The 21,801-nt window shown below is 61.9% G+C and carries 17 protein-coding genes and 1 pseudogene; all 18 read left to right on the forward strand.

What is annotated here, in order from left to right; translation table 11 throughout:
• The first annotated feature begins 14 nt into the window (after positions 1-14).
• Positions 15-1,439 (forward strand): hypothetical protein, encoded by a 1,425-nt coding sequence (locus ABC336_RS22230; RefSeq protein ID WP_413240720.1) that lies wholly within the window; start codon positions 15-17, stop codon positions 1,437-1,439.
• 31 nt (positions 1,440-1,470) lie between these two features.
• Positions 1,471-4,482, forward strand: coding sequence for a cyclic nucleotide-binding domain-containing protein (locus tag ABC336_RS22235; protein WP_413240721.1), 3,012 nt, complete (start codon positions 1,471-1,473; stop codon positions 4,480-4,482).
• Between the two features lie 29 nt (positions 4,483-4,511).
• Positions 4,512-4,967, forward strand: coding sequence for an ATP-binding protein (locus ABC336_RS22240; protein WP_413240722.1), 456 nt, complete (start codon positions 4,512-4,514; stop codon positions 4,965-4,967).
• A gap of 47 nt (positions 4,968-5,014) precedes the next feature.
• Positions 5,015-5,365, forward strand: a complete 351-nt coding sequence (locus ABC336_RS22245; RefSeq protein ID WP_413240723.1) for an STAS domain-containing protein — start codon at positions 5,015-5,017, stop codon at positions 5,363-5,365.
• 1 nt (position 5,366) lies between these two features.
• Positions 5,367-6,713, forward strand: coding sequence for a PP2C family protein-serine/threonine phosphatase (locus ABC336_RS22250; RefSeq protein ID WP_413240724.1), 1,347 nt, complete (start codon positions 5,367-5,369; stop codon positions 6,711-6,713).
• 92 nt (positions 6,714-6,805) lie between these two features.
• Positions 6,806-8,974, forward strand: coding sequence for an AAA family ATPase (locus ABC336_RS22255; protein ID WP_413240725.1), 2,169 nt, complete (start codon positions 6,806-6,808; stop codon positions 8,972-8,974).
• A 6-nt stretch (positions 8,975-8,980) separates the two neighbouring features.
• On the forward strand, positions 8,981-9,544 hold the full coding sequence (locus ABC336_RS22260) for a Pvc16 family protein (RefSeq protein ID WP_413240726.1): 564 nt from the start codon (positions 8,981-8,983) through the stop codon (positions 9,542-9,544).
• Positions 9,545-9,887: 343 nt separating this feature from the next.
• Positions 9,888-11,576 (forward strand): phage tail sheath family protein, encoded by a 1,689-nt coding sequence (locus ABC336_RS22265; protein ID WP_413240727.1) that lies wholly within the window; start codon positions 9,888-9,890, stop codon positions 11,574-11,576.
• Between the two features lie 42 nt (positions 11,577-11,618).
• Positions 11,619-12,056 carry a phage tail protein gene (locus ABC336_RS22270; RefSeq protein WP_413240728.1) on the forward strand — a complete coding sequence of 146 codons (438 nt, stop codon included), beginning with the start codon at positions 11,619-11,621 and terminating at the stop codon, positions 12,054-12,056.
• A gap of 207 nt (positions 12,057-12,263) precedes the next feature.
• Entirely contained in the window at positions 12,264-12,641 is a 378-nt protein-coding gene (locus tag ABC336_RS22275) for a phage tail assembly protein (RefSeq protein WP_413240729.1), read from the forward strand.
• 11 nt (positions 12,642-12,652) lie between these two features.
• Positions 12,653-12,826, forward strand: a pseudogene (locus ABC336_RS22280) (DUF6760 family protein); the annotation flags it as partial.
• 77 nt (positions 12,827-12,903) lie between these two features.
• A complete protein-coding gene (locus tag ABC336_RS22285) occupies positions 12,904-13,347 on the forward strand; it encodes a phage tail protein (protein WP_413240730.1) in 444 nt (147 codons plus the stop codon).
• Between the two features lie 47 nt (positions 13,348-13,394).
• Positions 13,395-17,615: a hypothetical protein gene (locus ABC336_RS22290; protein ID WP_413240731.1), complete on the forward strand. Its 4,221-nt coding sequence runs from the start codon at positions 13,395-13,397 to the stop codon at positions 17,613-17,615.
• A gap of 33 nt (positions 17,616-17,648) precedes the next feature.
• The gene (locus ABC336_RS22295; RefSeq protein ID WP_413240732.1) at positions 17,649-18,278 is read left to right on the forward strand and encodes a CIS tube protein; all 630 of its coding nucleotides are present in this window, start codon (positions 17,649-17,651) and stop codon (positions 18,276-18,278) included.
• A gap of 11 nt (positions 18,279-18,289) precedes the next feature.
• Positions 18,290-19,387, forward strand: coding sequence for a phage late control D family protein (locus ABC336_RS22300; RefSeq protein ID WP_413240733.1), 1,098 nt, complete (start codon positions 18,290-18,292; stop codon positions 19,385-19,387).
• A gap of 3 nt (positions 19,388-19,390) precedes the next feature.
• Complete coding sequence (locus ABC336_RS22305; protein ID WP_413240734.1) at positions 19,391-20,101, forward strand: phage baseplate assembly protein V; 711 nt, start codon at positions 19,391-19,393, stop codon at positions 20,099-20,101.
• 1,042 nt (positions 20,102-21,143) lie between these two features.
• A complete protein-coding gene (locus ABC336_RS22310; RefSeq protein ID WP_413240735.1) occupies positions 21,144-21,377 on the forward strand; it encodes a hypothetical protein in 234 nt (77 codons plus the stop codon).
• Between the two features lie 20 nt (positions 21,378-21,397).
• On the forward strand, positions 21,398-21,799 hold the full coding sequence (locus ABC336_RS22315; protein ID WP_413240736.1) for a GPW/gp25 family protein: 402 nt from the start codon (positions 21,398-21,400) through the stop codon (positions 21,797-21,799).
• The last annotated feature ends 2 nt before the right edge of the window (positions 21,800-21,801 follow it).

Consider the following 21,801-nt stretch of genomic DNA (forward strand, 5'->3'; position numbering starts at 1 on the left):
CAGGGGGGCATGGGATGAGGCGTACATATGGGAAAATGCCGCCGCCGGGCGAACATACGGATAAGCTGGACGAGGATAAGCGCAAGCGACCTGCGGCCGGCAACGCGGCCGCCCGCGAGGAGGACGAGCCGGCCAGGCTGCAGCATGCCATCGGGAACAAGGCGATGCGGAAGCTGGCGCAATCGGTTGCCGTCTCCGGGTCGGGTCCGCTGCTGCCGCGCGAGCCCAAGTTCGCCCGCTATGCCCGCTGGCTGTTCCCCCATGTAGAGGCGGGCGGCCGCCAGGATCTGCTGCGGCGATTCTATGCGCTGACGATGGCGCAGAAACGGGCGGCCCTGCTCAATACGCTCGGACGACCGGCGCTGCAGAGCGAACGCTACACCTTGGACCTGGACGGCTTCGACCGCTCCGTTCGCGGGGTGAAGCATGTCGAGCTGCGCAAGGGCGAGGCGGAGAAGGAAGCCGACGAACGGGAGCGGGGCGCGGCGCAGGCCGAGCGCAGCTTCAACCCGTCCGGTCTGCTGCATCCGTACCGCGAGATTCTGCTGTGGCTCAATTACAAGGCGATCAAGCAAGGGCAAGCTGCTCTCATGCTGCGGTTTGAGAAGCTGTCCGCCGCGCAGAAGCAGCTGGCGATGCATCGAATGCTGCGGTTCCGCAGCCTCTCTGTCCGCACCTTCACCAGAGAGATGACGCTGACGCTCCTGGAGCGCGAGTGGGTCGACTGGGCTGCCGTGCGGGATGGTCTGCGGATGGCGGAGCGGTTCGGACCCGGCCGTTCTCAGGGCGCCGGAGCTTCCGGCACGGACACCGAATCTCCAGCGCATGCCGGGCAGATGCGAGAAGGGGAGGGCGAAGAGATCGACGCCGGTGGGCTGCCGTCGGCGCTGCTCTCGCTGCTGGGGCTGGCAGGCGGAGAGGACGCGGAGCAGGGGCAGGCGGGAGCTCAACCTGCGGGCGGACAAGGAGAAGAACCGAAGAGCGGACGTGATAATAAGCGTCCACAAGACAAGGCTGGCTCCGGGCCGGAGGAAGTCCGCTCCGGCGAGGCGGGACTGGCGATGCTGTCAGGCCGGAGCGGCGAATATTGGATGCACCTGCTGCTGGGGATCAAAGGGTCGCTGGCCGTGCTGGCCATCGTGGAGCGGTACCGCAGCGGCAGTCCGGACAAGGAGTCGGTCGTCGACCGGCATCTCGGCATCGGCTCTTATCCGCCGGACCGCCGGAAGAAGCAGCGCGCCAAGCGGCTGCGGGCGGCGGGCTTCCGTTCGGTGGCTGACTGCTTTGCCTTTGTGATGAAGGGCTTTGCCGCTTTCCTGGCACGCGGGGCGGCGGCAGGCAAGGACAAGGCGTTCAAGCGGGCGCTCAAGCTGCTGGACATCCCGGAAGGGACCGAGGAGCAGCGGGCGGCGGAGTTGATCTCGAAGCGGCTCGGATAAACTATACATACAAGCAAGGTGGAGCGGACAAGTGGCAGGACGATTGCAGGCTTTCTTCAATCTGAGATACGAGGACCGCAGGAAGATCATGGTCATGGGCGTGGTGTTCCTGCTGGCCGGAATCTCCGAGATGGTCAACTATACGGCATATATGGGCATCTTCAACAGCAGGCTGGGCACCCAGTACCTGCCGGTCATGTATATGATTGAAGCGCTGCTGCTGCCGCTTGAAGGGTGGCTGCTGTCCTATCTGTCGCAGCGGGTTCCCAAAAAGCGCCTGATGATCTCGCTGTATCTGCTGTTTGTCGGCATCGGTCTGTCGGGCGGTGCGGTACTGCTCTTGTTTACCTGGACGGGCGGGGAATGGCAGTTCTTTTACTTTATCCTGTTCCTGGTGTCCAGCTTTGTTGTCCGGCAGCAGACGCTGTTGATGTGGAGCACCGCCTTCGATCTGTGTCCGACTCAGCAGGCCAAGCGCGTCATGCCGGTCTTTGTGCTGCTCGCGATCATCGGGGGCATCGTGGCGGGGATCTTGTCCCGGGTGCTGGCGCCATTGCTCGGCGCGGAGATGCTCTATCTGCTCGGCGCCGTTATCCTCCTGCTGGGCTTTCCGAACTTCCGCAGCGCGTTGAAGCAATACCTGCTGCCTTCGGCGCTCAGTCCGGAGGAAGGCGCGGAGGAGATGGGGTCGGTCGGCCGGTCGATGAAGCTGATGCTGAAGACCCCGTTCCTGCTGGTCGTCGTCGGGGTCATGACGCTGCTGCCCGCCGTATATTACGTCATGGAGTATCAATACTTCACCGCTGCCCAATCGGTGTTCCATACGGAAGAAGAGTTGACGGCATTTTATGGCCTCATGGTCATCGTGCTGTTCTGCGGCGCCTTTGTGCTGCAGCTATTCTCCGCCAAGCTGATGGCCTGGCTTGGCGCCAGCAACATGGTGCTGGGCATTACGGCGGTGTTTTTCCTGAGCTTCGTGCTGGCTGCCCCGCTGGTGGGCACGGCCAGCGCGCTTTTTGCCGTGTCTGTCGGCTACAGCTTCACGTATCTGCTGCTATATTATTTTGCGGAACCGAGCTTCCAGCTCTTCTTCAAGATGTACCCGCAGCAGCAGCGAGACGGCCTGCGCTTCACCGCCCAGAGCATATCGGCATCGGCCGGCATCCTGCTGGGCTCGGGCGTGGCCATGCTGCATTCCAGATTCGGCTGGAGCCTGTCCGGCCAAGCGCTGGTCGGCCTGGGCATGGCCGTCATCCTGATGCTGCTGGCCTGGTATATCCGCAGGCTGTATCTCCAGCAGCTGCTGCATTACTTGCAGGCGGCGACAGGCTCGCTCAAGAATCTGTACCAGGACTTTGTAGAGTCGCTGCGCAGCCAGGATACCAGAAAGGCGCTTGTCGCCAAGCTGGATAGCGCTGACCGTCACATCCAGCGGATGACGCTGGAGTGGCTGGCGGAGGAGCCTGATGCGTCGGCATCGGAGACATTGCTGCGGCTTGCGGACCGCCACGAAGGAGATGTGCGTGCGCTCGCGCTGGCAGCCGTCCATGCCGAGGGCTGGCGTGCGATGGCTGCCGGGCGGATCCGCGAATGGCTGCAGGACCCGTCCGATCCGGTCCGGGCGGTAGTAGCCCGCCAGGCGGCAGCCTCCGGCAGGCCGGACAAAGCGGAATGGCTGCAGCTCGCATACCGCGATCCGGCGCTACCGGTCAAGCTCGAGGCGCTGCGCGTCTGGGAGGATGACGCAGAGCTGGAGACGGAGCTCCGGCAGCTGCTCCAGCTAGGCGGCGACGCCGCGGTGGCGGCCTGCCGTCTGGTCGGGGAACGGCGGCTGACGCCGATGCTGTACGATGTCATGCTCTGTATGCTCGATACGTCGGCTGCGCTCAAATATGCCGCAGTGCGGACAATCGGCAGGATCGGCGGCAGCGATATCGTCACCAGCCTGATGGATATGCTGGTCGGCGCAGACCGCGAGATGAGCCTGATCATCGAAGAGGCGCTTCAGGATGCCGGCAAGGTTGAGGACCTGAAGCGGTTCCTGGATTCGCCCAATGAAGACATCTGGCGGGCGGCCGTGCTGACCGTGGACCGCATCGGCACAGATCGGCAGATCGCCGAGCTCGTCGCACCGGCGTGCATCCGCAAGCTGATGGAGCTGTGCGCGGGCAACCGGATACTGGAGAGCATCGAGGCGGCAGGTCAAGAACAATGGACGCAGCTGGCGCGGCAGCGCCGCAATGAAGTGAACCGGATGCTGCTGGACACGATCTGGGCCATCATGATCCGCTACGGCGACGAACGCTCGATCCCGCAGCTGCGGAGGGCGATCGAGGAAGGCGACGAGGAGACGCGCGACCACGGCCTGGAGATCCTCTCCGAGGGGATGGACCACCCGCGGCTGGCCGGCGCGCTGCTGTTGTATTACCAGAGCATCCAGGACCCGGGAGAACAGCGTCATGCACAGCTGCGCGCGGCGCTCCAGGAGTCGCTCGACTTCACGCACACGCTGCCGACAGATCCCTGGCTGCAGGCGATTGCTGTCAAGGTCGGCGCCATGAAAGGAGAAGCAGAATTGGCACAGACATGGGAATACTTGAACGCGCTGGACAAGATCGTGTTCCTGAAGCAGGTCCCTCTGTTTCATGAGATCTCTGTCGAGGAGCTGGGGCGGATCGCCAGCATCGCGGAGGAGCGGATGTACCGCGAGGGACAATTCCTGCACCGGCAGGGCGAGAGCGGCGGGTCGCTGGTGATGATCGTCGAAGGTCAGGTGGAGCTCAGCGGCGTCAACGACGAAGGGGTGGAAGGGACCGTGGCGCTGCTCGGACCGATGCAGACCTTCGGCGAGGCGGGGCTCTTCGACAATCAGCCCTCGGTCGTCTCGGCGCAGGCGCTGCTTGGCGATGTGCGCGCCCTCGAGATTGCCGGGGACGAAGCGGCCAAGCTGGTGCGTCAGTATCCCGATATCGGGGTCGGGCTGCTCCGCTCGGTCAGCCAGCGGCTGCGCAACCTGGAGCATATGCTGCTCAAGCTGAGCTAGACTCGGCGCGGAAGGAGGGATGACGGATCATGGCGAGGATCGAGCTGCAATTGACGGCTTCTCTGACCGAGTGGGAACGGCTCGGGGCCAGCATCCGCGGGTATTGTCACACGCACGCCGTGCCTGAAGAGTCGGCCGGCAGTGTACTGCTTGCCTGCGAGGAATGGTTTGTCAATATCATCACTCACGGCTGCAAGGAGGAACCGTCAGCCGGACCGATCCGCTTCACACTGGAGCTGTCAGGCTCTGGGACGACTGGACCGGAAGGGCCGGGCGGTCCCGGCCTGCTGGCGGTCTTCCGTGATCAGGGCCCCCCTTTTGACCCGCTCCTGCATCCGGATCCCGAGCTGGATCTGCCGGCGGAACGGCGTCCGCTGGGCGGGCTGGGGATCTGGCTGATCAAGCGGTCCATGGATGAACTCAGCTATGGACGCATCGACGGGTGCAATGTACTCCGCATGTACAAGGCCAGCCCAGCCGACTGACTGCCGCCGGCACGGGGCGAGCGGCTATGAATATGGGAGGTAAGTGAATGGAGATTACAATCCAACAGGTGGACGACGTCGTCGTCATTCAGTGGAAGGGCAGACTCGACAGCGCCTCGATGACGCAGGCAGAGCAGCATTTCCTGCGCTTGTGGGACGGAGGCTGCCGGCGCATCGTGTTCCGCTTGGACGAGTTGGACTACGTGAGCAGCGCAGGTCTGCGCGTCATGCTGCTGACCGTCAAGAAGAGCCGGGCAGACGAAGGGCGCGTCGCCTTCTGTCTGCTGCGCGACAATGTCCGGGAGATCCTGGACATCTCCGGCTTCACGCAGATCTTCCCGTTGTTCGCGACGCTGGAAGCGGCCGCAGCCTACACGTCAGCGAAGGAGGGTGGCTGAGTTGAAAGCGGCATGGCTGGCGTCCGTGCTTGCCGCCGCAGCGACAGGCGCGGGCGTGCTGATGGCCAGGGAGCGGCAGCGTTCGTCCATGCTGCTGGCGATCAGTCTGCGGCTGAGCTCCACACTCCGGCGGGGAGAGCTGCTGCAGCTCATTATGGAGACTGCCGAGCAGGCGCTGGAAGCCGAGGCCTCCTCGGTCATCCTGCTTGATGACGAGACGGGCGAGCTGTACTTCGAGGTCGCGACCGGGGAGAAGGGCGGCGAGGTGAAGCAGATCCGTCTCCAGCCTGGCGAAGGCATCGCCGGCTGGGTGGCGGCCTGCGGAGAGTCGATCCGGATCGCCGACGCCGCCCGCGATGCCCGCTGGTCCAGCCGCGTCGCCGGACGTGTAGGCATGCCGACACGCAGCATGCTGTGCGTGCCGGTCCGCTCCGGCGGCCGCACGCTTGGGGTGCTGCAGGTGATCAACCGCAGTGGCGGGCGCGCCTTCTCCAAGCGTCAGCTGCGGCTGCTGGAGGATATCGCGTCCCCAGTAGGGATCGCCCTGGAGAATATGCTGCTCTATGAGGCGCTGGAGCAGTCCATGCACCGTCTGCGCGAGACGACGGCGGCCAAGGAACGGATGGAGCGCGAGCTGCAGATTGCCAGAAGCATCCAGAGCAGCTACCTGCCCGGCCGCGCCCTGCAGCTGCCCGGCGCGAAGCTCTGCGCCGCACTTGAGCCGGCCCGGGAGGTCGGCGGCGACTTTTATTACTTCCAGGATCTTGGCGGCGGACGCCTGCTGGTCTGTCTCGGCGACGTCTCGGACAAAGGCATGCCTGCGGCCTTGTTCATGGCGGGGCTGATGATCTGGATCCGGGCCAAGACGGTGCTGTCCGCTCAGCCGTCCGCGATCGTCCGCCAGATCAACCGGGAGCTGAGCAGCGAGGAGTCGACGATGTTCGCCACGATGTTCCTCGGCATCCTCGATACAGCGAGCGGCGAGCTGCGCTATTGCGATGCGGGCCATTGTCCGGGGTACGTAGCAGGACCGAGGGGAGCAAGACTGCTGGCCGGGCAAAAAAATTTGCCGTTAGGTGTATTCCCGGACGCGGACTATGCCGATAACATCCTTATACTGACTGAAGGTGAAACGCTCGTGCTGTACTCGGATGGCATCACCGAAGCGGAGAACGCGGCGGGCGATTGGTATGGGCCGGACAGACTGGCCGAGTGCCTGTCGATGATGGGCGATGCGGAACCGGATGAGATCGTGCGGAGCTTGACCGGCTCCGTCGCGGATTTTACCGGCGAGATGCCGCAGCATGACGATATGGCGCTGTTGGTGTTAAAGTTCGGGCCGATATGAAAAAAATGTTAGATTTTATCGAAAGAACGGTTGCGTGAATGAGTATTTCGTATGACAATATAAAGCAGTAGCAAACGGGGAGTGAGATTGACATGCCTCAGCCGCAAGCGCTTGCTCCTTACCAGCATCTGGAGGAGTATCTGTTCGATGAATGGATCCGCCTGGATGTTGTGCTGGAGATCGAAATGCAGCGCATGATGCAAAGTCCGGCAGAGATCGATGAAGCGGCCAACGCCTTCCGCGGGATGTATCTGTCCGATGCGGAAGCCAGGGCGCTGCTCGACGACGACGAGCCATACCTGGTGTTGTCGGATGAACAGACCTATCTGCTGGACCAGTTGGAGGCCCGTATCCGGGCCAGGCTGCAGGCAGCCCCTGCCGGGCTGATCCCGGTGCTGCGGCTGAGCTCTGCCCTCGGTCTGACGGAGCAGGAGATGCGGATGCTGCTTGCGGCGCTTGCGCCCCATGTCAATCGCAAATATCTAAGACTATACGGCTATCTGCATGACGATATGTCCAGTCAGCATCTGTCGCTGGATCTGATGCTGCGCATCAGCAGCCGCAGCCTTGGCGAGCGGAGGCGGATGCTGGAGAGGTGGGCCGGATCGCGGATCGCCTTCCGGGGCTTGTTCGCAGCGCTGCCGTCCGTGCAGTCCCGCAGAGAAGTGTCGATGCTGGCCCAGCCCTTGGTGCTGCGGCCGCGAGCTGTCAGCTATCTGCTTGACCTGCCTTGGCGGGTTCAGGATACGCTGGCAGGCCTATCCTATTACGATCTGGAGAGCAACCGTCTGCTGGAGGCGCCCCTCGTGCAGGAAGAGCTCCGGCAGCGGATGGAAGACTATGCGCTGAGCCGGGGGGAATATCCGGTTCACTGGAACCTGCACGGGCAATCAGGCAGCGGCAAGACGTTCCACGCCAGACATCTGTGCGCTGCCACCGGCCGCGCTTTGCTGGAGTGGGAGCTTGCCGAAGCGTCGCAAGAGGCGGATGTCTTGCGGGACGAGCTGGCTCAGGTGCTGCTGGAGGCGAGGCTGCAAGATGCCATCCCGGCGGTGCGCTGCACAGCTGCCGACAAGCGGGTGCAACTGCTGCTGCAGGAGTTGCACGAGTGGGGCGGCGATGTGTTCTGGATGAGCGACGAGCCGCTCAAAGCGCCGGTAAGACCGCCGGGCTCGGTCTGGCTGGACATCCCGCTCGGCCTGCCGGACATGCTGGAGAGCGTCCGGCTGTGGGAAGCGCTGACCGGTCCGGCGCTGGCGCTGGACGAACGCGAGATCGCGCTGCTGGCAGGCAAGTTCCGCTTCACGCCGGGGCAGATCAGGGCTACGGCGGAGTATGCGCTCCAGCTGTCGGATTGGCGGCAGGCGAGCGGCGGCGGCGGTACGGCAGGCGATTGGCTGCAGACGGCGGCGTACAGTCTGCTCAGTCATCGTCTGAGCGACAAGGCGGTCAAGATGGAGTCGCGGCTGGACTGGCACGATCTGATCCTGCCGGCTGACGCGATGCATCTGCTCCGGCAGGCGTGCAACCGCCTCCTGCATCGTCATACCGTGCTCAGCCAGTGGGGGTTCGACCGGCTGCTGCCGTACGGCAGGGGCATCAGCATGCTGTTCACCGGGCCGCCGGGGACGGGCAAGACGATGTCGGCGCTGGTGATGGCCAAGGAAGTGCGGGCCGAGCTGTACCGGATCGACCTGTCGCGCATCGTGAGCAAGTATATCGGCGAGACGGAGAAGAACCTGAGCGAGATCTTCGAGCAGGCCGGACAGAGCGGGGCGATCCTGTTCTTCGACGAGGCGGACGCCTTGTTCGGCAAGCGCTCCGAGGTCAAGGACGCCCATGACAAATATGCCAACATGGAAACCTCGTATCTGCTCCAGAAGATGGAGGAGTATGAGGGGATTACGATCCTGGCTACCAACTTCGCTCAGAATCTCGACGACGCGTTCGTCCGAAGGATTCAGTACATCATCCGTTTCCCCTTCCCCGACGCCGAGCACCGCGAGCGCTTGTGGCGCTCGGCGATTCCGCAGACGGTGCCTGCCGGAGAGATCGACTACGGCTTCCTCGGCGAGACGTTCGAGCTGACGGGCGGGCCGATCAAAAACATCGTCCTGACGGCCGCATTTCTGGCCGCCGAGGAGGGGGAGCCGCTGTCGATGAAGCAACTGCTGGGGAGCGTCATCCAGGAGTACAAGAAGATCGGCAAGCTGCTGATGAAGGACCGGTTCGGGCCTTATGAGCAATATTGGAAGGGGTGAGCCGTCTTGGCGAATTACAGCTTGATAGCCGATACGGGCCTGTCCCTGATCAAGGTGCTGCGGGAAGGGCTGGTGCCCGATCTGGTGCCGCATCTTGACGGCATCGGCCTGGCTCATCCGCAGGACAAGGGCGACATGAGCGTCAGTCTGTATTTGTACGATGTCAAAGAAAATATGGATGTGCGTAATAGCGAGATGATCGATCAGGGCGACCGGCTGCGGTATCCGCCGCTGGCGCTGGACCTGTTCTACCTGATCACCGCACACTCCAGTTCGGATGTACTGACGAGGGCAATTGACGAGCAGCGGATCATCGGCAAAACGATGCAGCTGCTGCACGATCATAATATATTGCAAGACGACGATCTGGTGGGCGTGCTCAAGGGCAGCGGCGAAAGCATCCGGATCGTGAAGGAAGAGCTGCAGCTCGATACGCTGATGGGCCTGTTTCCAGGCGGTCCGTACAAGCTCTCGATCGGCTGCCGGGTAGGCCCGGTCTTCCTCGAATCGACCCGCACCAGGCCGGTCTCCCGCGTCCGCGAGCGCCACTTCAACCTCAAGGGAAAGTAAGCTTGCGAGCGTCATATGGAGATGCAGGGCATTAACCACGTAGCACTGATCGCTGGCTTACTATAAGTGCGAGTTCAAAAAGGTCGGTTTTAAGCACCGAGAAGGTTGGAGGCAGGAGGAAATGAGGAGCGGAGCGTAGTGGAAGCTACGTGAGCACCGGAAGTTTCGACTGCATTCAAGATTCGAAGCCGAATCTACTTCCTGAATTACTTCGTGATCAAAAGCGGACTTTTTGAACAACCTCTTTACCGGCCCGATCTTGCATATTTTAAAGTCATGAAAGGAGGAACCGATTTCACAACTACGCGGCCGTTTTGCGTTTTCTGTGAGTCGGGCGACAACAATGGCCGAATATTTTTCGCCAGGGGTTTATGTGGAGGAGTTTGATAGTGCCGGGCAGCCGCTCTCCGGTGTCAGCACCAGCGTCGCTGGCTTTCTCGGCGTAGCCGAGCGCGGTCCGTCCGAAGGCTTGCCGCAGCTGGTAACCAACATGAACGAGTTCAAAAAAACGTATGGCTCCTATCTGTCCGATAAGCAATTCGGATCCTACCGTTATCTTGCTTATGCGGTAGAGCAATTTTTTGTAAATGGCGGCTCCAGCGCCTACATCATGCGGGTCGTGCCTGCCGACGCAGCCGTAGCGGTCAGCGACGATCCGTTATTTACGGTCGAGGCGCGCAATCCGGGGGCGTGGGGCAATCAGATCAAAGTCATCCTGGAATCTGCCAGCAAAGCCAAAACCCAGATCTTCGAGAGCCTGGGCGACAACAAGTACCGTGTCAAAAACAGTGCGGGTTTCCATGCCGGCGACGTCGTCAACTACGCGGACGGAGAAGCCGTAACCTCGGCTAATGTCGTAACGGTGTTCGACAACATCATCGAGCTGGACGAGGCGCTGCCGGAAGATGCGGTGGACACCGGACTGCTCCCGACCAAGACGCTGAGCACAGCCGAGTTCACCGTACATGTGGCCTACGGCTCCGAGTCCGAGACCTTTGAGGCCTGCTCCTTCAATGCAGGTGCGCCGACCTACGTCGACACCGTACTGTCCAAGTCGGAGCTTGTGTCCGTAACGGCAGACAGCAAGGCCAAGCTGACCCGGCTGTTCAAGAAAGACGCGGCGCCTTACAGCATCGTGCTCTCCGGCGGCTCGGACGGCAGCCTGAGCGGCATCGATCCGGCCTCCTACATGGGAGAAGACAACGGCCCCGGCAGACGGACAGGCATCCAGGCGTTCGTGGATAACGATCAGGTCAGCATCATGGCTGTCCCTGGCGTCACGGATCCTTCGGTGCAGCTGGCACTGGTTGCCCATTGCGAAGGACTGGGCAGCCGCTTCGCGATCCTGGACATCCCGCGCGAGAAGACCAAGATCCAGGACGTGCTTACCCATCGCGAGCTGTTCGACTCCAGCTATGCTGCGCTGTACAATCCGTGGCTGCAAGTATACGATCCGCTGGAGAAGCGCAATATCTTCGTCCCGCCAGCAGGCTCGGTAGCCGGCGTCTATGCGCGCAGCGACAGCACGAGAGGCATCGAGAAAGCGCCAGCCAATGAAGTCATCCGCGGCGTCACCGGACTCGACGTGCAGTACAACCGCGGCGAGCAGGACGTGCTCAATCCCAAAGGCGTCAACCTGATCCGCAGCTTCTCCGGACAGGGCATCCGCATCTGGGGGGCGCGTACGACTTCTTCCAATACGCTCTGGAAATACATCAACATCCGCCGCCTGTTCATCTTCGTAGAGGAATCGATCAAGGCGGGCACCAACTGGGTCGTCTTCGAGCCGAACGACGAGCGTCTGTGGGCTCGCGTGCATCGCACGATCGACGCCTTCCTGACCCGCGTCTGGCGCGGCGGGGCCTTGATGGGCTCATCCCCGTCGGAAGCGTTCTACATCGATATCAGCCGCAACACGATGACCCAGGACGATATCGATAACGGCCGCCTCATCTGCATCATCGGCATCGCACCGGTCAAGCCGGCTGAGTTCGTGGTATTCCGCATTACCCAGAAGACAAACGAGCAATAATCCGATTCCATCATTAATTAATAGGTGAAAGGAAGTTAGAATATGGCGGGCGAACGCAATGATCCATATCGCAAGTTTAGATTCAGGGTCGAGGTAGAGGGCATCGAACAGGCGGGCTTCAGCGAAGTATCCGGCTTCGACGCCTCGCTGGATGTGATCGAGTACCGGGAGGGCACGGACGTCATCACGCCGCGCAAGCTTCCGGGGCTGGCGAAGTACGGCAATATCTCCCTGAAGTGGGGCGCTACCGATTCGCTGGACCTGTTTGAATGGGTTCAGGAATGCATCGTCGAGGGCACGATCGAGCGCAAGACGGTCACCATCATCGCTGTCAATGAAGAGGGCGAAGACGTGGCTACGTGGCAGGTCATCGAAGCTTGGCCGGCCAAGTATACGGCGCCTGACTTCAACGCCACGGCTTCCGAGGTGGCCATCGAGCTGCTGGAGCTGGCGCATGAAGGCATGCTGCGTACGCAGTAAGTTGCTTTGTAGCGCACGACTGGCAAAGGATTTCTGTGGAAGCAATTCTTTTCCAAACGAGGCAATTGCCCAGTCGTAAGCCATTACTCAGTATATAAACAGATCATCGCAGCTGGAAACATGAGATTCGGGTGAACAATCATTTGAACGGGGGGCAGTGGACTGTCACTGTTCCTCCGTCAGCTTTTCATGAGAAGGAGTGTCTTTATGGCTTTTCAAACCGAGTTTAACTTTGAGCTGCCTCGCGGTTATGTCGACGAGAGCGGAACCTTGCACCGCCGGGGAGTGATGAGGCTCGCTACGGCCGCCGACGAGATCCTGCCGATGCGGGACCCGCGCGTGCAGCAGAACCCCGGGTATCTGAGTATCATTTTGCTGGCCAGGGTCGTCACCAAGCTAGGCGATCTGCGGGCGGTAGATACCAAGACGATCGAGAAGATGTTTACGGCCGATCTGGCTTATCTCCAAAATCTATACCGCCATATTAACGATATCGACAATTTGACCGTCAAGTCCGTTTGTCCCAACTGCGATCATGAGCATGAGGTGGACATTTCTTTTTTGCTGCAGGCGGGGGAAGTCTAACGGTCTATCCGGCGGAACGGCTGTACGAAGAAGCCGGATTCATCGCGTATTACTTCCACTGGCCGCATGACGAGATCATGAACATGGAGCACAAGGAGCGGCGGCGCTGGTGCGAGGAGATCTCGCGCATCAACCGCAAGATGAATGACGAGCCCGAACGCAACAACCCGTTCGACGTCTTTTGAGTGGCAGCTTGACCACGGGCTCAATCAAATCGCAGCACAAGTAACTCGTCGGAGAGACGCTGGGCGGAGGATGGTTCATGTTAAGCCGATATTTTCAAAGCCGTTCCCATGTCGTGGGCGCTTATCGCTTTATGGTCGAGCTCGACGGGATGCTGGTCGCGGGATTCTCCGAGGTCAGCGGATTGTCTGTGGAGACTGAGGTGTACGAGCATGCCGAGGGCGGACTCAATCAATATGTGCATCGTCTGCCGGGGAGGACCAAGCTGACGCCGCTAGTCCTGCGCAGAGGGATGACGCTGACCAATGAGCTGTGGAACTGGTACAGTCAGGTGATGCAGGGCCAGATCGTGCGCAAGAGCGGTTCGATCATTCTGTATGATGAACTGGATCAGGAGTTTCGCCGATGGAATTTTTATGAGGCCTACCCGACCAAGTGGTCGGGGCCGGACTTCAACGCATCCAGCAGTGAGGTGGCGCTCGAATCGATCGAGCTGACACATAACGGTTTCAAGGTGCTCTGAAGCCCGGCCGGAGCAAGAGAAGAGGAGAGGAAAGGAGGGGAAGCGTAATGAAGGAGGAGCAGCCGCTCGTCAGCATTGCCCTGACGGACCGCCGGTTTGTGGACCGGCTGACAGGCAAATACGGCTGGCTCGCCAACCGCTCGATCCGCAGCGCCGGCTTCGTCTACCTGACCCCCTCCAGACGCTCTTTGGATGCTCGAGGCGCAACGGATCTGCATATCCATATTCAGACAAGCTATGCCAACTACTATCTCAAGCTGCTCCAGACATTCCGGATGGAGACGAAGAAAGGTAGCGGGACGCCGTCTAGGGAACTGCAAGATGAGGGCCGGCGGTCGCCACATCATGCAGGGGGACAGCGGGATGCCGGACGGCTGTCCTCGGCGCGCTCGGCGGAGGATACGCCGAAGCGCCGGGGCAGCGAGCCCAGCGCCAGGATTGGGCAGCCGGAACAGGCGCGCAGACGAGCGACGCCTGCAAGCGCAGAGCAGCGGCTGATCCTTCGCACGATCCGGGCGGAGACGGCCAGACTGGAGTCGCTCAGGCAGTCGATTCGCCAGATCGCCAGTCAGGAAGCGCCGCGCGAGCAGAGAGACAGGCTTGAGGCATCCCGTCGAAAGTTGAAGTCTGATGCCGTCAGCAGCCCGAGTACAGCTGCCGAACGACGTGCAGGCGGGGCTCAATACAACTCAGCATCGGATGTGTCGCGTACGTTGGCAGAACGTAGGGGGCCCGTGCGTGAGAGGCTGCTGCGCACGTCAGAGCACATGATCCGCGTCAGCTATGAGCGGATGACCAGACTTCAGACGATGCAGCGTCCGCATCGGCAGTCCACGGGGGCAGGGCAGCTATCAACTGGCGGCGCTGCGGATGATCATATAGCCTCTCGCCAGGACGAGACCGGGCAGAGGGGCAAGCGCACGGCAACGGCGTCAGCCCTGGGGAGAGCCGCTGATCGTGGCGCTCCCACGCCTGCAGCTGAGGGCGGAACAGGTGTGCGCCGCTCGTCTGCGGCCGCTTCGCAGCTGCGCGCGGCACTTGTGCATCGCGACCAGCGGCTGCAGATGGCTCGCTGGCCGCGGGCCGACGCTGCTAGCAGCGGCCGCCCGAGCGAACGCGCACGGGCGCGGGAGCTGACGGCGCGCCGGGTCGCGGCTCCAGCGCCTCCCGCGCAGCCGGAGCCCCGAGTCGCGCCTCCCGCGTCGTCCATGCAGCCTGAGCGGCGGCCAGAGGCCCAGCCCCGGCCAGTTGACAGTGCAGCGGTGAGGAAGCGATCGGCTCAGGCCCACATCCGGGGCCAGTCAGCGGACAGCGCAGCGGTCCGGCTGCGATCCGGGCGGCAGCTGCTGCCGGAGACGGCGTCCCAGCTGAGTGTGCGGCGGGGGACGATCCCGGCAACAGCTAAGCCGGGTGGCGTCAGCAGCGGTCCCGATCTTGGCGCGGCGGTACGCGAAGGCGCCCGGTTCCGAGCGGCAGCCCCTGGCAAGGCGGCGGATCCTCTCATGCCGACGCCGCGTTTCCGCAGCCCCGGGCTGCTCCCGGTCGGCGGCGTCCGAGCTTCGTCGCTAGCCGAAGATGTCCGCTCCCGACTATCGGTCAGTCCGTTGGCGGATAAGATCCGCATCACCGCTCTGCCTCTGCGGAGCCGGCCTCCGGACTGGCAAGCTGGTCAGTCGGAGGCCGGGCAGCCCGATAATGCCCGACCTTCTGCGGAACGAAGCTACAAACGAGTGTCAGCCGTTCTTATCCATAGCAAGCGGGCTGCGGATGGCACGGCAAGGGGAACCGCCGGTGTGGACCGAGTGCCGGGCTCGCAGGCTGCTGCCGCGGGACCTGACCGTCCGGCGATAAGCCCGGGGCCTGGGGCACGTCCTGCGGGGACAGCCAGCCGGCTGCAGCCGGAGCCATCACGAAAGGCGCAGCTGCCGGGCTCTAACGATGCGAGCCGGAGCGCCGAGGGCGGCGATCTGCCAGGCGCCCGGCGGGGGGCGGGACTTGGCCGGCCCCAGCGGGATACGCTCGGCGCGGCTTCCAGGGCTATGCTGCTGAGCGGCAGCGCCCGCATCCGGGACTGGCTGATGCGGACTGTATCGGATGCCGTCCCGGCACCGCGTCTCACGTCGCCTGCAGCTCAAATGCATGCGAAGCCGATGACTGGCGGCAGAGGCCTGCTGCAGCGTATCCAGACGCGCCACCGACAGATGGGCCGTGCGCCGCAGGATCCGCAGGGGGGATCACAGCAAGACCGGCAGACACTGCAGCACCAGCCAGCGCATGGCAGCGACCGGCTGCAACAGGGGCAAGGCCGACCTGCACAGCAAGGCCAGCAGTCGCTTGGCCGAGCGGGGCAAAGCCTAAGCCGGCAGGAGCGAACGGGTGGCACGCCTTCACCGCAGGGTCAGCGGACGCGTGGCGAGCCAGCGCAGAACGGGAGTCGCCCGCAGCGCCCGCTAAGCCAGCCATCCCCGGATAGCGGCTGGCAGCCGGCCGCTGGCGCCTATATCGCGGCCCGGGGCGTACTCCGAATCTCGCATCGCCAGGCGGGGACACGCAGAGCGCAGCAGACAGACAGACGCTCCGGTCGCAATCCGGTGTCGGGGGCTGAGGGGACGGCCCAACTGACCTCTGGCCGTGCGTCATCCGCATCGTCCCGGCAGACGCCTGTCCCGCCCCTTGCAGGAGAAGGGGATACTGTGCAGGACAGACAGGCTAGGGCCGCCAGGCTGACGTCGATGTCCAGGACGTCAATGCCAGTAGGGCGAGCCGAAGCTCGAGGTGACCGGCCGCTTGGGAGCGGACCGGCTCAGGCGGGCACGACTGCTATAGGCACGACTGCTATAGGTACGACTGCTTGGGGCAGACCGTCAAGCGACGTTTTTGCAATGGCAACGGGTCCGACCGGGCTCGGGTCCGTGGTCGAAGGAGCGCCAGACATTCTTGTGGATCATGCCAGCCTCATGCTGCTGCGCTCCCCGCTAGCCAAACGATTGATCCACAAACGTTCTGTCTCTCCGGGAAACCGCCTTTTGGAAGCGAACCGCAGATCCGCCTTGCTGAGCGAGTCAGGATCCGGCATGCCAGGCACCCGGAATACTCAAGTTGCTCCCAGCCTCCCTGTGACGGGCCGGGCCGGCGCTGAACGCGGAGCCGCCGCAGCTTCTGGGAACGGGCGTACTGATGCTGCCCGCACAGTCGGGCGTCCCGGGGACCGTCGGACTGCCATCGCGCAGAGCCGCCGCTCAGCCACGGGGATGACGATGCTCCGGCCGATGTCCACGCTCCAACAGACCGATAGCAGCCCGGGTATGGCTGCGCGCGCGGGAGGAGGCCGACTGGCATCTGGTTTTCCTCTCGTTGCCACCCGCACGGGCAGGGAGCAGCCGCCGCGTCCAGGTGCCGCCCTGGGGAGGGGCGGCGGCCTGAAGCCCAGTGTCGCTGGCGCGGATCGTTCCAGGGCGGCGGGCCCGCTCGCAGCACATGCTGCTGCAGCGCATGGGGAGGTGCCGCTGTCGGTACGCGCCGTACCGACAGCGGCAGCAGCGGAGCAGGCGTCCGGCACTGTCCGGGAGGCGCCGGCCCCGGTCATGGCCCCGGCGGCCCAGCCTGTTCATGCGGCTGACGTGACAGCGAAGGCGGTCCGCCGCCACATGCAACCGCGTCCGGCCATGCAGATGACGCGACGGAGTGCGCCGCAGCCTTCCGGCCGCCAGGCTGGAGCAGTCCCGGCCGTCGCCAGACGTACACCGGCGATGCTCAGCGCCAAGCAGGTCATGCGGCCGCCCCTTGTCCGCCCCGTGTCCGCCATGACCGGTGGTCGGACTGACGGAGGGCCGCCTGGGGCAGGAGAGCGGGAGCTCCACCAGCGCCTGTCTCTGTCCGTCCCGGTTCACGCGGCCGGGAGGGAGCAAGCTGACGGTCACGGAGCTGAGGCCGAGCCTGCCATGGGACGTACGGCGCGGCAGCTGCCGTCGCTGCTGCACAAGCAGGATGCAGCCACATCAGCTGGCATGCGTCCGGCGGCGCGTCAGCGGCAGCGTGCGGCGGCCCCGGTCCCGCTCGAATTCGCGGTCAGCGCGCGAGCCTCGGCGAGAGACGGAAGGGAGCGGGACAGCGTGATCCGCAAGTCGCTCAGCCGATTGGAGGGCGAACTGAAGGAGCTTCGTACGCAGCCCGGCGCTCCGGCGGTCGATGTGCGCGCGATGGCCGACCAGGTGTACCGGGAGATAACGAGGCGCATGCGCTTCGAGCAGCAGCGGCGTGGATTATAGTCAGGTTCAATTGAAGCGGGAGGTAGCTCTAGCATGGCGCTGAAAAAAGCACTAATTATGATCGAGCGCGGGTCCACTCCGGAACGGGTCGAGGTGTTGTTCAATCCGAGCGAATACCAGCTGGAATCGTCGAACAGCTACTCCTGGCAGACGATCCCCGGGTTGTCGCAGCCGATTGCCCAGTTTGTAAGCGGCGAGGCGACGACGCTGACGATGGATCTGTTCTTTGATTCGTACGAAGCGGGCAAGGATGTGCGCACCCATACCGCGAAGATCACCGCTCTGCTGGATGTAGACAAGGATCTGCATGCGCCTCCGCTTTGCAAGTTCATCTGGGGTTCGCTGCAGTTCCGGGGCGTCGTCGAGAAGGTGTCGCAAAGCTTTACGATGTTTCTCGATTCCGGGATTCCCGTCAGAGCTACGCTTAACGTAACCTTCAAGGCCGTCCAGAGCATCCAGGACCAGTTCAAGCAGATTCCGAGGCAATCCGCCGACCGGACCAAGCAGCGGACGATCAAGCAGGGCGATCAGCTGTGGCAGATCGCGGCGGAGGAATACGAGGATCCGGGCTTGTGGCGGGAGATCGCCAGGGCCAACAAGATCGAAGACCCCAAGCGGCTGGAGCCCGGCTCCGTGATCAAAATTCCGCGTCTGTACGGATAGGATGAGTAACGATGAGTAACATCAAGCTTGGCAGCGACAAATTCACATTTGATGATTTGGAGAACAAGTACCGCAACTTCATCGCCCCTGGCTTCAAGCTGTTTATCAACAATCGCGACGCCGTGCGTGAAGGGATGGCGATTACCCAGGTGCAGGTCGAGACGACGACCTCTCCGGCGTCCGACACCGTCAGCTTTGTGGTGGCCAACGCCTACAATCCGGTGAGCCGGGATTTTGAGTGGCTGGATCTGCTCGTGCCGGGCAAGCCGTTGGAGGTGCATATCGGATATACCGACAGATTGGAGCCGCTGTTCTTCGGTTATGTGACTGCAGTCCGCATCGACTTTTCAAGCGGCGAGGCGCCGACGATCTCGGTAACGGGTATGGATCTTTCCTTCAAGATGATGCGCGGGATCGAGGCGACGACCTGGGCCAACAAGAAGATCACCGATGTCGCCAAGGAGATTGGCCAGACGCACGGCGCCACCAGCTTTGTGATCGATCCGACCGCAAGTCCGGTGCCGAGTCTGCCGAAAAAGCCGGAGAACGACTACCAGTTTTTGCTTGCGCTGGCCAAGGGCTTGAACTACGAGTTTTTCGTCGTCGGCAAGACGATGTACTTTCGCAAGAAAAACCAGCAGAAAACCCCGCTCATGACGATGGCCTGGGGCAAGCATCTGACCCGTGTTCACATCGACCTGAACGTGGCTGACCAAGTAACCGGGGTCAACGTCCGGGGCTGGGACCCGAAGACGCAAAAAGTAATCGAGGGCTCGTCCTCCTCGGTCAACAAGATCGGGGCGGGTTCGCGGACCGGCGCCGATCTGCTGAAGACGATGGGCAGCTTTGACCAGACCTTGTACTTGAATGTGGCAGACAAGCAGGAAGCGCAGCAAAAGGCCGAGGCCGTTATGAATGAGAGAGCGATGAATCTGCTCACCGGCGATGCGGAATGCATCGGTCTGCCGGAGATTAGGGCAGGTCGCTACGTACGGCTCGAAGGGTTGGGCAAGCAGCTCAATCAGGTATATTACGTGCAGAGCGCCTCGCACTCGGTCGACGGGTCCGGCTACCGGACGCGCTTTAGCATCCAAGGAAATGTGGTGTAGGCAATGTATGACTCCTTTTCGAATATAAACGACCAGCTGATGGGCATCGTGCACGGGGTGTACGTGGGGGTGGTGACCGACAACAAGGACCCGGAGAAGCTGGGGCGGGTCAAGGTGAAAATACCCGTCATGGACGACATCAATGCGCTTGATTGGGCGAGGGTGACGACCATGATGGCAGGCGGCAAGCGGGGGATGTTTTTTATACCCGAGGTCAATGATGAAGTGCTGATTGCTTTTCAGATGGGGGACATCAGCCGGCCGATTGTGATCGGGAGTCTCTGGAACAGCAAGGACAAGCCGCCGCATGACATGGACGAGAAGAACAATATTCGCAAGATGACCTCCCGTGCCGGGCATCAGTTCGAATTTGACGATACCGATCAAGGCGGCCAGGTGCGGATCAAGACCAACAAAGGCCATCATCTGACGCTGAATGACAAAGCGGACACGATCGAGCTGCATGATAAAGGCGGTCAGATTACGATGACGATCAAGGGTGGGAGCCAGGTGGAGATCAAGGCGGGGACCAACAAGATCACGCTGACGCAGCAGGGCGACGTGAAGATCGAGAGCACGAAGGCGGTGTCGATCAAATCGACGCAGGTGACGCTCGAGGCAACGGCAGCGCTCAAGCTCAAGGGCGGCGCTTCACTCGATCTGCAGTCTGACGGTCTGGTTAACATTAAGGGCTCGATGGTGAAGATCAACTAACCTGATGAGATGCGGCGGAATTGGCTGACCCGGTTTGTGCAATGCGCTCCCATGATGGGAATCGACTGGTTTTGGATTGCCGGGGGAGCGCGGCCTGAGATGAGTAGGTAAGGTTGGGTAGGCGAATAGTTGAATGTGTGGACGAGTGAGCGCCATAGTTCAACTGCAGGCGGTTTTAGGAAAAGGAGCAGGGCGCTTAGCGTTTTGAGACATAGGGGCAGATGGTTGAGAGGTTGAGATATAGGTACGCTGACGATTGGCGAGTTAAAGGAGCAGCTACGCTGAACGGTTGACGAGTTTAATGGGCGGATGACGAGTTTAAAGAGCAGTCACGCTGACGGTTGACGGGTTTAAAGGAGCGGCAACGCTGGTTGATGGCGAGTTTAAGGAGCAGCAACGCTGACAGTTGACTAGTTAAAGAAGCAGCCCTGGTTGATGGCGGCTTGAAGAGCAGTGACGCAGGCGGCGGGTGGGTATAAGCTGCAGCTTGCGGTTGAGTCACAGTAACGTGAGTTTGTTTCGCTAAGTGTAAAAATGCACTTAAAATGCGGAGACAAGCGCCCATCAGCTTGCTTAAGTGCAAAAGTGCATCTATTCGATCTTGAATTGGTAACAAATGGATAAAATTGTAGGGCTAAATGCACTTTTGCACTTAAGTAGTGAGGTTATGGTGAAATTCGCCATAATAGATGCATTTTTGCACTAATCATCGGTGATGCGGGGCAAGCATCAGACAGTAAGGGAAAAAAGGTGCGTTACAGCGTGCCGATCCGCCGGTGTGGGAGCAGTAAGGGAAGAAAGGTGCGTTGCAACGCCCGCCCCCACGCTCCCCTGGCGCCAGCAGCGGCAAAAAGGGTCGCTGCAGCGCCCGCATCCGCGAGCCCACATCGTGCAGCGGCAAAAAGGGTCGCTGCAGCGTCCGCATCCGCGAGCCCACATCGTGCAGCGGCAAAAAGGGTCGCTACAGCGCCCGCATCCGCGAGCCCACATCGTGCAGCGGCAAAAAGGGTCGCTACAGCGCCCACATCCGCGAGCCCACATCGTGCAGCGGCAAAAAGGGTCGCTACAGCGCCCGCATCCGCGACCCCGCAGCGTGCAGCGGCAAAAAGGGTCGCTGCAGCGCCCGCATCCGCGAGCCCACAGCGTGCAGCGGCAAAAAGGGTCGCTGCAGCGTCCGCATCCGCGAGCCCACATCGTGCAGCGGCAAAAAGGGTCGCTGCAGCGCCCGAGTCTTGCAGCACCCGGCGCCTGTGCTGCCGGTTCATTTCACACCTAATCGTGCAGGGAGGAAGAGTCGTGTCCAAAGCGTTTTTGGGGAAGGGCTGGAAGTTTCCGATCGAGGTCGATCCGATGACGGGCCGCATCAAGCAGGTGCAGCATGAGGAGGATATCGCCGAGGCGATCCGCATCATTATCTGGACGCCCAAGGGCGAGCGCATCATGCGGCCCGATTACGGCTGCGGCATCGAGCGCTTCTTGTTCGAGGGCAACGATGACGCGACGCTGCACCTCATCGAGGCCGAGATCCGCGAAGCGATCCAGCGCTGGGAGCCGCGCGTGCACGAAGTCGAGGTCCGCGTGGAACGCGAACAGGCGCAGCCGGAGAAGCTGCTCATCCATGTACAATATGAAGTCCGCAATACGAATAATTTGTACAATCAGGTCTATCCGTTCTATTTGTTCGAGGGATCAAACTAACG

Origin of the sequence: Paenibacillus jepli, assembly GCF_047238105.1 — a bacterium.
Taxonomy (GTDB): domain Bacteria; phylum Bacillota; class Bacilli; order Paenibacillales; family Paenibacillaceae; genus Paenibacillus_D.

Coding starts and splice junctions, on each gene's coding strand:
- ABC336_RS22230 (WP_413240720.1), top strand. CDS start 15: ATGAGGCGTACATATGGGAAAATGCCGCCGCCGGGCGAACATACGGAT.
- ABC336_RS22290 (WP_413240731.1), top strand. CDS start 13,395: ATGAAGGAGGAGCAGCCGCTCGTCAGCATTGCCCTGACGGACCGCCGG.
- ABC336_RS22300 (WP_413240733.1), top strand. CDS start 18,290: ATGAGTAACATCAAGCTTGGCAGCGACAAATTCACATTTGATGATTTG.
- ABC336_RS22240 (WP_413240722.1), top strand. CDS start 4,512: ATGGCGAGGATCGAGCTGCAATTGACGGCTTCTCTGACCGAGTGGGAA.
- ABC336_RS22245 (WP_413240723.1), top strand. CDS start 5,015: ATGGAGATTACAATCCAACAGGTGGACGACGTCGTCGTCATTCAGTGG.
- ABC336_RS22255 (WP_413240725.1), top strand. CDS start 6,806: ATGCCTCAGCCGCAAGCGCTTGCTCCTTACCAGCATCTGGAGGAGTAT.
- ABC336_RS22275 (WP_413240729.1), top strand. CDS start 12,264: ATGGCTTTTCAAACCGAGTTTAACTTTGAGCTGCCTCGCGGTTATGTC.
- ABC336_RS22295 (WP_413240732.1), top strand. CDS start 17,649: ATGGCGCTGAAAAAAGCACTAATTATGATCGAGCGCGGGTCCACTCCG.
- ABC336_RS22285 (WP_413240730.1), top strand. CDS start 12,904: ATGTTAAGCCGATATTTTCAAAGCCGTTCCCATGTCGTGGGCGCTTAT.
- ABC336_RS22265 (WP_413240727.1), top strand. CDS start 9,888: ATGGCCGAATATTTTTCGCCAGGGGTTTATGTGGAGGAGTTTGATAGT.
- ABC336_RS22305 (WP_413240734.1), top strand. CDS start 19,391: ATGTATGACTCCTTTTCGAATATAAACGACCAGCTGATGGGCATCGTG.
- ABC336_RS22270 (WP_413240728.1), top strand. CDS start 11,619: ATGGCGGGCGAACGCAATGATCCATATCGCAAGTTTAGATTCAGGGTC.